11 protein-coding genes are annotated in these 12,219 nt (G+C 69.6%); 3 read left to right on the plus strand and 8 right to left on the minus strand.

The genetic code is table 11. From position 1 onward, the window contains the following. Nucleotides 1-118 precede the first annotated feature (118 nt). Nucleotides 119-553 (plus strand): hypothetical protein, encoded by a 435-nt coding sequence (locus J6U32_RS06710; protein ID WP_244332657.1) that lies wholly within the window; start codon nucleotides 119-121, stop codon nucleotides 551-553. A 29-nt stretch (nucleotides 554-582) separates the two neighbouring features. Here the strand turns inward: J6U32_RS06710 and J6U32_RS06715 are convergent, their stop codons facing one another. The 4 genes from J6U32_RS06715 to J6U32_RS06730 form a co-directional block, all read right to left on the minus strand. Beyond that, nucleotides 583-2,025, minus strand: coding sequence for an aldehyde dehydrogenase (NADP(+)) (locus J6U32_RS06715; RefSeq protein ID WP_208794130.1), 1,443 nt, complete (start codon nucleotides 2,023-2,025; stop codon nucleotides 583-585). A 64-nt stretch (nucleotides 2,026-2,089) separates the two neighbouring features. Beyond that, nucleotides 2,090-4,315 (minus strand): AAA family ATPase, encoded by a 2,226-nt coding sequence (locus tag J6U32_RS06720; RefSeq protein WP_208794132.1) that lies wholly within the window; start codon nucleotides 4,313-4,315, stop codon nucleotides 2,090-2,092. Continuing rightward, a complete protein-coding gene (locus tag J6U32_RS06725) occupies nucleotides 4,312-5,385 on the minus strand; it encodes a CDP-alcohol phosphatidyltransferase family protein (RefSeq protein WP_208794133.1) in 1,074 nt (357 codons plus the stop codon). Before J6U32_RS06725 ends, J6U32_RS06720 begins: the two co-directional genes overlap by 4 nt. Then, nucleotides 5,382-6,119 carry a phosphatidylserine decarboxylase gene (locus J6U32_RS06730; protein ID WP_208795987.1) on the minus strand — a complete coding sequence of 246 codons (738 nt, stop codon included), beginning with the start codon at nucleotides 6,117-6,119 and terminating at the stop codon, nucleotides 5,382-5,384. The genes J6U32_RS06725 and J6U32_RS06730 overlap by 4 nt, the downstream gene beginning before the upstream one ends. A gap of 208 nt (nucleotides 6,120-6,327) precedes the next feature. Here J6U32_RS06730 and J6U32_RS06735 point away from each other — a divergent pair, with 208 nt between their 5' ends. After that, nucleotides 6,328-7,701, plus strand: coding sequence for an HNH endonuclease (locus J6U32_RS06735; RefSeq protein WP_208794135.1), 1,374 nt, complete (start codon nucleotides 6,328-6,330; stop codon nucleotides 7,699-7,701). On the opposite strand, the gene moeA is transcribed toward J6U32_RS06735, so the two are convergent. After that, the gene (moeA, locus tag J6U32_RS06740; RefSeq protein WP_208794137.1) at nucleotides 7,657-8,898 is read right to left on the minus strand and encodes a molybdopterin molybdotransferase MoeA; all 1,242 of its coding nucleotides are present in this window, start codon (nucleotides 8,896-8,898) and stop codon (nucleotides 7,657-7,659) included. The two genes, J6U32_RS06735 and moeA, sit on opposite strands and share 45 nt — an antisense overlap. Nucleotides 8,899-8,978: 80 nt before the next feature. On the opposite strand from moeA, the gene J6U32_RS06745 reads away from it, so the two are divergent. After that, a complete protein-coding gene (locus tag J6U32_RS06745) occupies nucleotides 8,979-9,776 on the plus strand; it encodes an HAD-IIA family hydrolase (protein ID WP_014358867.1) in 798 nt (265 codons plus the stop codon). 9 nt (nucleotides 9,777-9,785) lie between these two features. On the opposite strand, the gene J6U32_RS06750 is transcribed toward J6U32_RS06745, so the two are convergent. The 3 genes from J6U32_RS06750 to J6U32_RS06760 all read right to left on the minus strand — a co-directional run bounded on the left by J6U32_RS06750 (nucleotide 9,786) and on the right by J6U32_RS06760 (nucleotide 12,177). Then, nucleotides 9,786-10,241 (minus strand): SRPBCC family protein, encoded by a 456-nt coding sequence (locus J6U32_RS06750; RefSeq protein WP_020172411.1) that lies wholly within the window; start codon nucleotides 10,239-10,241, stop codon nucleotides 9,786-9,788. Between the two features lie 120 nt (nucleotides 10,242-10,361). Next, nucleotides 10,362-10,793 carry a DUF350 domain-containing protein gene (locus tag J6U32_RS06755; protein WP_208794139.1) on the minus strand — a complete coding sequence of 144 codons (432 nt, stop codon included), beginning with the start codon at nucleotides 10,791-10,793 and terminating at the stop codon, nucleotides 10,362-10,364. A gap of 271 nt (nucleotides 10,794-11,064) precedes the next feature. Then, nucleotides 11,065-12,177 (minus strand): acyl-CoA dehydrogenase family protein, encoded by a 1,113-nt coding sequence (locus J6U32_RS06760; RefSeq protein ID WP_208794141.1) that lies wholly within the window; start codon nucleotides 12,175-12,177, stop codon nucleotides 11,065-11,067. Between the last annotated feature and the right edge of the window lie 42 nt (nucleotides 12,178-12,219).

The following is a 12,219-nucleotide window of genomic DNA, read 5'->3' on the forward strand; positions in this document are numbered from 1 at the left end:
CGGCACCGTGGAGTCACTTCCATCAGGCCCCCGACAGCGCTCCTCAGACGCGCCCCGGGCAGACCCGCGAAAGCGAGAGTGACTCATGTCGGCTACCGACACCACGACCCAAGCTCACGTGCCCGACCCGAACGAGGGCGATGCCCCGACGACTCCGGTGACCCAGCCCGCTCCGGCAACCGAACCCGCGGCGGCAGCACAGCCCGCGGCGGCGGGCGGCCAGGCCATCCCGTCGAAGACCAAGAACGCCATCATCGCCGGCGGCATCGGACTCGCGGTGGGATTCGGGCTCCTCGGTTTCGGCGCCGGCTACGTGGTCGGCGACTCCGGGTCGTCGACCACCCAGCAGCAATTCCCCGGTGGTGGCAACGGCCAGTTCCCGGGCGGGGGCATGAATGGTGGGGGCATGAACGGCCAGTTGCCCGGTGGTGGAGGCGGCCAGTTGCCGGGTCAGCAGAACGGTCAGATCCCCAACGGACCCCAGGTCGGTCAGACTCCCAACGGTCAGACGGCCGCACCCACCCAGTCGCAGCCGCAGTCGCAGTCCAGCTGATCCGGGCCGGCACCGGTGCGCTGCCCGGATCAGCTGGGCAGTTCGCCTGCCACCTGCGGCGGAAGCAGCCGGGCAGGGAAGTTCTGGTAGGTGATCGGACGGAGGAACCGCGCAATCGCTGTGGCGCCCACCGAAGTGGTGTGGATGGCGGTGCTTGCTGGATACGGGCCGCCGTGGTGCTGGGCGTCGGTCACCGACACTCCCGTCGGCCACTGATTCCACAGAAGCCGGCCGGCTTTGCGTGCGAGAACATCGGTCAACGAGTGCACGTCGTCGATGTCGGAGTCCTCGCCGTGCATCGTCGCGGTGAGTTGGCCGGGTAGTGCCGCGGCCAGCGCCGTCAGCTCGCCGGGGTCGGCATAGGTGACGACGACCGATGACGGTCCGAAGCATTCCTGGAGCAAGGTCTCGGGTGCCTCGACGACCCGTGCGGCCGTGGTGCGGTGCAGTTGCACGGCGGCAGTGAGTTCGGAGTCACCGTCGATGCAGCGCAGCGTGGTCACGCCGTCGAGAGCGGTGACCTCGGCCACCGCGCGATCGAAGCCGGCTCGCATCGATGCGGTGAGCATCGGTGCCGGGTCGGGCAGAGTGGTCCGTTCGAGGGCGGCAAGCGTCGCCGAGCCATCGGGGACGATGAGAAGCCCTGGGCTGGTGCAGAACTGACCCATTCCGAGGGTGAATGAGGCGACGTACTGTTCGGCGATGTCCGCGCCACGCGCGCGGTCGGCCGCGGCGGTGACGAACACCGGGTTCACACTGCCCAACTCGCCGAAGAACGGTATCGGATCCGGTCGCGACGACGCGATGTCGAACAGGGCCCGCCCGCCGCGGGTGGAGCCGGTGAAGGTCGCAGCCCGTACCCGCGGATCGGTCAGCGCTGTGATCCCGGCATCGACCCCGATGATCGTACCGAAGACGCCGTCGGGGGCACCGGCATCGTGCAGCGCGGTCGACATCAGCCCGGCGATGCGCATGGAGAGCCGCGGATGGCCGGGATGGATCTTGACGACCACCGGGCAGCCCGCGGCCAGTGCCGAGGCCGTGTCCGTGCCCGGGACGCTGAAGGCGAACGGGAAGTTGCCTGCCGCGAAGTTGAGGACGAGTCCCAGCGGTAGATGGGTGCGGCGCAGATCGGGCCGCGGTGCGCCCATCGGCCAGTCGGGGTCGGCGTGATCGACGACCGGATCGAGGTGCCGGCCGGCGGCGACGTACTCGCCGAGGTAGCGCAGTTGGAAGGTCGTTCGGACGAGTTCGCCGCGCAGTCGTCCAAGGGTCAGATGGGTCTCCTCGGCGGCCAGATCGATCAGTTCATCGGCACGTTTGTCGAGGACATCGGCCACGTGTGACAGGGCGAGAGCACGCTCAGCCGCGGGGGTTGCGGCCCAGGCCGTGGTGGCGCCGTGGGCCGCAGCCATCCTCGCCTCGATCTGATCCGGGGTGGAATCCGTGGTCTGAGCTGGTGTGCGCGTCATCAACAGTCCTCTGGTGTCCTCGGCGGCGATCCGGCCGTCGATCGATTGCGTTGCCGGAGGCAACCTACTCCGACCGTCGCTGGGCGTAGGCCCGGAGATTCTGCACCTGCGCGGCGTCCAGCGACGGCCGCACCCGGGTACGGGCGTCGGCGACGTCGTCGGCGGTGACCGTGGCGGCCTCGATGTTGCGGCGCATAGCCGAGAGTGCGGCCTCCCGCAGCAGTGCCGAGCAGTCGGCGGCCGAGTAACCGTCGAGATCTGTTGCCAGCGACTCGATGTCGATGTCGTCGGCGAGCGGGACGTTGCGTCCCGAGGTGTGCAGGATGTCGGCGCGTGCCTGCGCATCCGGTGGTGGGACGAATACCAGTCGCTCGAGCCGGCCCGGCCGCAGCAACGCCGGATCGATCAGGTCCGGACGATTGGTGGCGCCGAGGACGACGACGTCGGCCAGCGGTTCGACGCCGTCGAGTTCGGTGAGCAGCGCAGCGACCACACGATCGGAGACCCCGGAATCCGACGACTGACCGCGTCGGGGCGCCAATGCGTCCACCTCGTCGAGGAAGATCAGTGAGGGCGCGGATTCCCTTGCGCGGTCAAACAAGTCGCGGACCGCGCGCTCGGAGGCACCCACCCACTTGTCCATGAGTTCGGCGCCCTTGACCGTGTGTACCGAGAGCCGGCCCGACGCGGCCAACGCCCGTACCACGAAGGTCTTGCCGCAGCCGGGCGGTCCGTAGAGAAGCACCCCGCGCGGCGGATCGACACCCAGACGGGTGAACGTGTCGGGATGTTCGAGCGGCCACAGCACGGCCTCGGTGAGCGCCTGCCGGGTCTCGACCATGTCGCCGACGTCGTCGAGCGTGATCGATCCCAATGACACCTCCGGCGACGTCGCACGCGACACCGGTCGGATCACCCCGACGGCGCCCCGCAGGTCCTCGGCGGTCAGTGCCGGTGAGGCCGTCGATCCGGCCGCGGTCACCCGGGCCGCCGCCCGCAGGGCCGCCTCCCGAGTTAGGGCCGCGAGATCGCCGGCGACGAAACCAGGTGTCCGTGAAGCGATCTCGAAGAGCTGCAGGTCGCCCTCGGTGGGCACCCCGGTGAGGATGGCCGCGAGCAACCGGCCGCGCAATGCCGCGTCGGGCAGCCCGATCGAGAGCTCCCGGTCGCACAGTTGGGGATCGCGCAATCGGGTGTCGACCGCTGCCGGTTGCGTCGTGGTGGCGATCAGTGCGATCGTGCCGGGCTGATCATCCTTGCCGGCCAACGCTTCTCGCAGCGTGTCGAGGAGGAGTGTGGAGACCGGTTCGGCCTCGGCGGGTAGCAGGGCGTCGACGTCGGTGATCAGCAGGACACCGCCGCCGGGACGCAGTGAGGACACGGCGTCGGTGACGGTGCGTAGTCGCGAATTCGCCTCGGTCGCACCGACGGTGGGGCCGTCGATCACGGCCAGCGGCCGCCCGGCCGCTACCGCGCGTACCAGTGTCGCCTTGCCCACCCCGGCCGGGCCGGTCAGCAACACTCCCAGGCGCGGGACCGCACCCAGGGTGCGCAACACCTCGGGCTGATCGAGCGTGATTCGCAGCCACTCGGTCAGTTTCGCCACCTGATCGTCGACCCCGACGAGCTCGGCCACCGGCCGCACCTTGCCGCCGACAGCGCCCGTCACCCCGCCGACAGCGCTCCCGACACTGCCGACAGCGCCCGTCCCAGCGCCGACAGCGCCCGGCGCGGTGGTGTCGGTCCACACCACCGCGGTGTTGGGCTGCACACTGACCGGCGCTCCGGGGTCGGTGGCGGTCACCGTGAGAAGCTGTGTGGTCCAGGTGATCCCGACGGAGCGGGCCAGGGCGCGCACCGCCTCGCTGGCGGTCAGTTCGGGTCCGAGGTCGCGGGGGAGCAGGGAGACGGTGTCGCCCACCGATAGCACCTTGCCGAGCAATGCGCGTCGCAGGGTCGGCGCGTCGACGCCCTGGCTGGCCAACGCCGACCCGGTCACCGTCACCCGGGTGGCGGCCTGCACCTGCACCGGCCCGACGACCACCTGGGCGTTCTCGCGGACGCCGGTATTGGAGAAGGAGATGTCGTCGAGCAGGATCGTGCCGGTCGACGAGTCCGCGGGGGCAGCGGCGACGACGGCGGCGCTCACGCGCGCACCGGTGATGCGTACCGCATCCCATTCGCGGAGTCCGAGCGCGGTGAGCGCCTCGGGGTGCACGCGCACGATGCCGCGGCGGGCGTCGCCGGCCGACGGGTTCAGGCGTGCGGTCAGCGTGAGTTGGGCGCTCACGCGGTGGGGCTCTCGGCGTCGTCGGGATGGGACGTGCCGTCTGGACGGGGTGTGATCGTGCCGGTGCCGGTGCCGGTGCCGGTGCCGGTGCCGGTGCCTGTGCCGGTGCCGGCGGGCCGGTGCAGGCCGAGGCGAGCCTGTGACTTCTTCATCGTCTGCCGACGCCGCGGAATGACGCGCCGTCCGGGCGTCTCGCGCGCCATGGCCCGCCGCTCCGCGCGACGTTCCCGTGGTGGCGCGTCCCAGTGTTCGGGGCGCGAGGCCACCCAGCGACGGGAGCGCCACGCGAACGGGATGTGCGCGGCGTAGCCCGCGATGCCGATGATCATCAACACGTAGGGGAAGGTCACCAGCAGTGCCGCGCCGACGGCGACCAGGATCAGCAGGACCGGCAGAGCCCGCGGCGACACCTTCGCCGCCTTCAACGACGCCGTCGGTACCCGGCTGGCCGCGAGGAACGCGACGATGAGCAGCCACGTGCACACCACCGGCAGCGACGTCCACCAGCCCGACCCGAACTGCTGCAGCAGCCCGACGGGCAGCAACGCGATGATCGCGGCGGCCGGTGCGGGCACGCCGACGAAGAAGTCGCGGGTGTACGCGGGTGCGTCGTCGTCGTCGAGCAGGGTGTTGAAGCGGGCCAGGCGCAACACGATCGCGCAGGTGTAGACCAGGCCGATCAGCCAGCCGATGTCGGCGTGCTCCATCAGGGTCAGATACACCAGGAATGCCGGCACCACACCGAAATTGATGGCGTCGGCGAGCGAGTCGATCTCCGCGCCGATCTTGGTCGTGGCACCCATCAGACGCGCCACCCGCCCGTCGATGCCGTCGAGTAGCGCGGCCGCGACGAGTAGGGCCAGTGCCGCATTGATGTTGTCGTTGGACGCGAACCGGATCGCGGTCATGCCCGCGCAGATCGCGAGGATCGTCAGCGCCGACGGTACGAACATCCGGCCCGCCGACGCCTGACGCCGCAACCGCGACTGCTCGGCCGGGGTGTGTACGCGTCCGGCCACGCGCGCCGGCGTGCGGTGCGGGGTTCCCGGCCGGTCGGCGCGCGGACTCATCGGCCTGCCGCTGGATCGGCGCCCGGACCGAGGACGGCGATCGTCGTCTCGGCGCCGATCGTGCGCTGCCCGAGCCGGACCTGCGGCGTGGTGCCGGGCGGCAGGTAGACGTCCACCCGCGAGCCGAAGCGGATGAGCCCGTAGGTGTCGCCGACCGACAGTGCGCCGCCGACCGTCGGATTGCACACGATTCGACGGGCGAGCAGCCCGGCGATCTGCACGACCGCGATGTCGGCGCCCGTCGAGGTGCGGATCGTCATGGTGGTGCGCTCGTTGACCTCGCTCGCGTCGGGGAGATCGGCCGACACGAACCGGCCGGGCGTGTGGGTCACCGAGGTCACCGTGCCGGCGATCGGCACGCGCTGCACGTGGACGTCGAACAGCGAGAGGAACACCGACACCCGGGGTCGCGGGGTGTCGCCGAGCCCGGACTCGGCGGGTGGCACGGCCTCGTCGAGAAGACTCACGGTCCCGTCGGCCGGGGCGGCCACCGCGAACGGATCGGTGGGCGCGACGCGGGCGGGATGCCGGAAGAAGGCCGCGCAGGCCCCGGCGGTCAGGACGGCCGGTGTCCGGATCCAGCGGTGACGCCGACCGAGCACCGCGACGGCCGAGGCCGCGGCGACGAAGGGGAGGCCCGCCGGGTGGACCGGGGGTACGGTCTCGCGGGCCAGGGTGACCAGATGTGCCGGGGACAATCCGTCTGGTGCGTCCTCACGCGGGCGCCTCGCCACAGTCATCCTCTCCGACGTCGTCAACGCGACCGCTCGCCGCGCCCGTTCAGCTTAGAGCCCCGGGCGCCGGTGGCTCCACGTGCTGGGAGGCGGTGTGCATCGACGGCGATTGTGCACAGCCGGCGAGACCGGTGGCACATGTCACCGAACACATGTACAATAGATCAAAATTTCGACGCACGCGTTACGGACACCCGGGGGGGTGGCAATGCTCGAGACGACCGACGATCTTCGTGAGTTCGCCTGTGCGCTCGTCGAGATGACGCCGGCGACAACACAGTCCGATGCGGTCGAGCGGATCACCTTCCTGGAAGAACTGAAGTCCGCCGCCGCGGCCGCCCAGGTGCGCGAGACCGCCCGACTCGACGAACTGCGCGCCGCCGATGAAACCGAACGCAATGTGCCCCAAGGTAAGAGGGGTAAGGGGTTGTCGGCCGAGGTCGGTCTGGCGCGCAAGGCGTCGGCGCAACGAGGTGGCCAATTCCTCGGGTTCGCGCGGGCCCTGGCCACCGAGATGCCGCACACCTTGGGTGCGCTCGAGGACGGCGATCTGACCGAGTGGCGCGCGACCATCCTGGTCCGCGAAACCGCCTATCTGACACGAGAATCCCGCGAGGAGATCGATCGCGTCGTCGCCGGGGACCGGCAGGCTCTGCTGAGCATGGGGGACAGGGCGTTGACCGCACGCGCCAAGGAGTTGGCCTACGAGCTCGAACCCCGCACCGTCGTCGACCGCAAGGCGAAAGCCGAGCGCGATCGTCGGGTTTCGGTGCGCCCCGCCCCGGATCTGATGGCGCAGGTGTCGGCGCTGCTGCCGATGGCACAGGGGATCGCGGTGTTCGCCGCGCTCACACGCCACGCCGACACCCTTGTCGGGTCCGACGGACGCACGCGAGACCAGATCATGGCCGACACCCTGGTCGAGCGGGTCACCGGTCAGGCGAGCGCCACCGCGGTGCCGGTTGCGGTGAACCTGGTGCTCTCGGCCGAGACGATGCTCGGCGGGGATGCGTCGGCGGAGATCCCCGGTTTCGGGCCGATCCCCGCCGAGATGGCGCGGCAGCTCATCGCCGACGGCGTCGACCCCGACGGCGAGACCGCCTCGACGATCCGGCGATTGTACGTGCGGCCTGCGGAAGGCACGCTGGTGGCCGCCGACGCGCGGTCGCGGTGCTTCCCGTCGAGCCTCGCGCACTTCGTCCGCATGCGCGACCGGCGGTGTCGGGTTCCGTTCTGCGATGCGCCGATCGCCGAGATCGATCACGCCCGGCCGCACCGGCACGGTGGTCCCACCTCGCTCGCCAACGCCGACGGCACCTGCGTGGCGCACAACCGCGCCAAGGAGGCCGACGGCTGGACCTACACGCCCATCGACACCGAATACGGGCACATCCTCGACGTCACGACGCCGACCGGCGCCTGGCATCGGAGCCGGGCGCCGCATCTGGTCGGCCGGCAGCCCCGCGCGTCGATGACCTCGACGTGGCGAAAACCCAAACATCCCCATCGAATACGCCCCGCGCGTCGGCCGCGGCGGTCACGTCAGCCGAACCACGTCCACCAGGTCGCCGGCCGCCAGTGACACGGTCTCGGCGGGGATGTCGACCAGCGCGTCGGCGTGCGCGAGGTTGCTCAGATGATGTGATGCCGGCGGCCCGACCGTGGTGACGGCCGGTCCGTCGGGGTGGCGGACGAAGACCGCGCGCTGAAACTGACGTTTGCCCGCCGGTGAGGTCAAGGCGGTGGTCAGTTGCGCGCGCAACCGTTGCCGGCGCAGATGCAGGCCCATCGCGGCGCGCAGTGGGTCGCGGATGAACACCTCGAAGGACACCAGCGAACTCACCGGATTGCCGGGCAGGGTCACGATCGGCACGGACCGTCCGGCCGGACCGCGATAGTGCCCGCAGCCCTGGGGCATCCCCGGCTGCATTGCGACCTTCACGAACTCCACCCCGCCGGTCATGCCCAGCGCTTCCTTGACGACCTCGAAGGCGCCGGCACTGACCCCGCCGGAGGTGAGGATGAGGTCGGCGTCGGCGGCGATCTCATCGAGGCGATGCAAGAACTGGGTCGTGTCGTCGGGGACGAAATGCACGTGCCTGGCCTCGGCGCCGGCCTCGATGGCCGCCGCGGTCAGCATGGCACCGTTGGACTCGTAGATCTGTCCGTGCCGCAACGGAATTCCCGGAGCCACCAGCTCGGACCCGGTGGACAACACCGCCACCCGCATCGGCCGGAACACGCTCACCGTCGAGAACCCGAGCCCGCACAGCAGCCCGATTTGCGCGGCACCGATCCGGGTACCGGCCGGCAGCGCGGGCTGCCCGGCGACGATGTCGGAGCCCGCCGGGCGGATGTGTTTACTGGTCGGCACCGCGGTGGTGATGCCCACCTGCGTGCCCTCGACGGGTTCGGAACCGGAGAATACGGCGGTGGTCAGTTCCACCGGCACCACCGCGTCGGCGCCGGCCGGCATCGGGGCGCCGGTCATGATGCGGTGCGCAGTTCCCGGTGCCAGCGGCGGCGGGTCGATGCGGCCGGCCGGGATGTCGGCGTCGACGCGAAGGTGCACCGGCTGCTCAGGCGTGGCCGCGGCGACGTCGGCCGCGCGGACCGCGAAGCCGTCCATCGCGGAGTTGTCGAAGCCGGGTAACGAGATCGGGGCGACGACGTCGGCGGCGAGTACCCGACCCAGTGCGGCAGTGACGGGCATGGAGACCGCCTCGGGCGTGCCGAACAGACTGGCGACGACCTGCTGGTGTTCGGTGACCGTACGCATGCGCCCAGCATGCCATCGCCCCCACGGCGCGCACGCACCGCCGACGCGCAGGTTCTCCCCGCACACCCTAGATTTGTAGGATGACGCTCGGGTTGCTGATGGACATCGACGGTGTGATGGTCACGTCGTGGAAGGCGCTGCCCGGCGCGGTCGAGGCGGTCCGCATCCTCGCCGACCGCGGCCTGCCGCGGATGTTCTTGACCAACACGACGTCCCGCTCACGCGGTCAGATCGCCGACGCCCTCAACGGCTGCGGGTTCGAGGTGTCGGCCGAGGAGATCCTCACCGCGGCGAAACTCACCGCCGAATACCTCGCACAGACCTATCCGGGCAAGAAGGCATGGGTACTCAACGAGGGACCGATCGCCGACGACATGACCGGCATCGCCCTCACCGACGACCCGTCGCAGGCGCAGGTGGTGGTGCTCGGCGGCGCGGGGCCGGTGTTCACGCATCGGGCACTGTCGATCGTGCTCGAGCTGATGTTGGCCGGGGTGCCGGTGGTGGCGATGCACCGATCGATGATCTGGTCGACCGCCCAGGGGCTGGCCATCGACACCGGCGTCTACCTCGAGGGTCTGGAGAAGGCATCGGGTCGCAAGATCCGCGCCATCGGCAAACCGTCACCACTCGGCTTCCGCGCTGCGGTGGAGATGATGAACCTCGAGCCGACCCAGGTGGTGATGGTCGGCGACGACATGCACAACGACGTCCTCGGCGCGCAGGCGTCGGCGCTGATCGGGGTGCTCGTGCGGACCGGCAAGTTCCGTGAGGAAGCACTCGCGGCCCTGCAACGCGACGAGTTCGGGCCGGTCCCCGACCACGTCATCGACTCGATCGCCGACCTGCCCGCCCTCATCGAGAAACTCGACGGGTGAGGGCGCTACTCAGCCCTCGACGGCGCGCTTGATCTTGCCGAGTGTCTCGGCCATACCGAGTTTCAGCTCGGCCTCGAAGTTCTCGGTGCCGCCCATCAACTTGTCGACCAGCACCGACGACACCGTCGAGGTGGTTCCGCCCGGGACCTCGCGACGCTCGGTCACAGTGACCCCGCTGGCCGTCGGCGTGATGGTGTAGCTCCACACGGTCCGGTTCTCGGCAACCCGGAAACCGAGCTCCTGGTTGGGGGAGAACCGGACGATCTTCGACGTCGTCGGCCACACCAGCGGCCCGCGGCGGTTGACGTTGATCGTCTTGGTGCCCAAGCCCACCGGGCCGCGCACGATCATCTTCACGCACTGCGGACTCCATTCGCCCATGCGCTTGAGGTCGGAGATGACCTCCCACACCTGTTCGGGTGTGGCGTCGATGTCGATGGACTCCTCGATGAGTGGTGCGGCCATGCGGTGATTCCCCCTGCGTGGTGTCTGTCCGGCCGGACGACGCGCGCCGTCCTCACAGGGGACACTAGGGCACTTATTGAGCAAGCGTCAATAAGCTCATGGGTCAACAAGCCCGGGGCGTCAGGCCAGCAGAACCGCCGCGATCACCGCACCGATACCGAGGAAGACCGTCGCGGTCACCCAGATCGCCGGATGTTCGCCGTCGTCGTCGAGCAGCAGGGTGCCGAGCTTTCCGGGGGTGAGCCAGTCGATCAGGACGAACGACCACATCATCACCGCGATGGTCAGCGCGACGTAGACGATGGTGTAGACCAGCCCGCGCCACAGCTCGAGATAGGCGGTGTCGATCACCGAACAGACCATCACCGCTACCAGTCCGATCACCATCGAGACGGTCAGGATCGTGGCGTTGCGGTTGTGGTCGACCCAGACCAGCTGCCGCAGCCGGCCCGGGGTCACCAGATCGAGGGCGACGAAGCCGACGATCAGCAGCGCGATCCCCACCAGGGAGAACGACGCACCATGTGCCAGGTTGTCCCGCAAGATCTCCACTGAAACTCTCCCGTTCTCACACGTCAGCGGCGAACCGCATCCCTGCGGAGAACCCTAGGCCATCACCGGCGCCCGATCGGGCAAGAAGATCAAACCCTGGATGGGTCAAACCCTTACGCGGGTAGCGGGTCGGTTGTGTACTCCCACACCATGACCTGGTTGTTGCGTCTGCTCGAATCCGAGCACCGGCATCTGCTGAGGGGTGTGGAGAGTCTGTGCCCGGAGGGGGTCGGCGCCACCGGTCTCGGCGCCGACCCCGCCCGGGTCGAGATCAGGACAGGGCGACCAGATCGTAGGAGTTGACGTTGCGTGCCAGGCTCTGCACGTGCTCGGTCGCGTCGCCGAGCGTGTGGCTGATGGCGGTCAGTCGGCTCGTGTAATGGCCGACCGGGTACTCGGCGGTCATACCGATACCACCGTGCATCTGGATCGCCTCCTGCCCGATGTGGCGACCCGAGCGGCAGATCTGCAGCTTGGCGCGTGAGGCGATCACCGGGTCGGCGATCCCGTCGGAAAGGGCGGTCGTCGCATACAAACTCATCGACCGTGCCAGCTCGAGCTGCACGTACATGTCGGCAGCGCGGTGCGTCAGCGCCTGGAACGTCGCCAGTGTCACCCCGAACTGCTTGCGCGTCTTGAGGTAATCGACGGTGAGGTCCAGTGCGCGTTCCATCGCGCCGACGGCCTCCGCGCACAGTGCGGTCTGGATGCCGACCTCGACGTCGGCGAGCAGTGCCGAGGCGTCGCCGGAACCGAGGCGGGTGGCCGGAGCGCCGTCGAAGACGATCTGAGCGCCTCGACGCCGATCGTGGGTGCGGTAGGCGGTGCGGGTGACGCCCTCGGCGTCGGCGTCGACGAGGTACAGGCCGACCTCGCCGTTCTCGCGCGCCGACACGATCAGCTTGTCCGCGCAATCACCGTGCGGCACCAACGATTTGGTTCCGGTGAGCTTTCCGTCGGCGGCGGTGGTGGCCACCGCGGCCGCAGGCCAGCGGTCGCCGGCCTCCTGATGGGCGAAGGCGAAAAGCAACTCGCCGCCGGCCAGGCCGCCGAGGAGTTCCTCGCGCAGGTCGCCTTCGGCGGTCGCGACGATCAGCGAACCCGGGACCAACGCCGCGTCCAGGTACGGCTCGGGTGCCAGCGCTCGGCCGATCTCGCCCATGACCGAGGCGAACTCGACGGGGCCCGCTCCGGCGCCGCCGTCCTCCTCGGGGATGGTCAGGCCGAGAATGCCGATGTCGGCCAACGACTTCCAGACGTCGCGGCTCCAGCCCAGCTCGGTGTCGGTGACCTTGCGCAGCGTCTCGACGTCGTAGGTCTTGCTCAGGACGTCGCGGACGGTGTCGCGCAACATCGTCTGTTCTTCGGACAGTTCGAAATCCATGTGTGTTCCTCGTGTGTCGGGAGGTCGAATGGTCGTGTGTGC

It is taken from the genome of Gordonia polyisoprenivorans (genome assembly GCF_017654315.1).
GTDB lineage: Bacteria > Actinomycetota > Actinomycetes > Mycobacteriales > Mycobacteriaceae > Gordonia > Gordonia polyisoprenivorans_A.

What these genes read in the sequence shown, in the direction of transcription:
- J6U32_RS06725 (WP_208794133.1), bottom strand. Translation starts at nt 5,385, where the DNA reads ATGAGTCCGCGCGCCGACCGGCCGGGAACCCCGCACCGCACGCCGGCG.
- J6U32_RS06735 (WP_208794135.1), top strand. Translation starts at nt 6,328, where the DNA reads ATGCTCGAGACGACCGACGATCTTCGTGAGTTCGCCTGTGCGCTCGTC.
- moeA (WP_208794137.1), bottom strand. Translation starts at nt 8,898, where the DNA reads ATGCGTACGGTCACCGAACACCAGCAGGTCGTCGCCAGTCTGTTCGGC.
- J6U32_RS06750 (WP_020172411.1), bottom strand. Translation starts at nt 10,241, where the DNA reads ATGGCCGCACCACTCATCGAGGAGTCCATCGACATCGACGCCACACCC.
- J6U32_RS06715 (WP_208794130.1), bottom strand. Translation starts at nt 2,025, where the DNA reads ATGACGCGCACACCAGCTCAGACCACGGATTCCACCCCGGATCAGATC.
- J6U32_RS06745 (WP_014358867.1), top strand. Translation starts at nt 8,979, where the DNA reads ATGACGCTCGGGTTGCTGATGGACATCGACGGTGTGATGGTCACGTCG.
- J6U32_RS06760 (WP_208794141.1), bottom strand. Translation starts at nt 12,177, where the DNA reads ATGGATTTCGAACTGTCCGAAGAACAGACGATGTTGCGCGACACCGTC.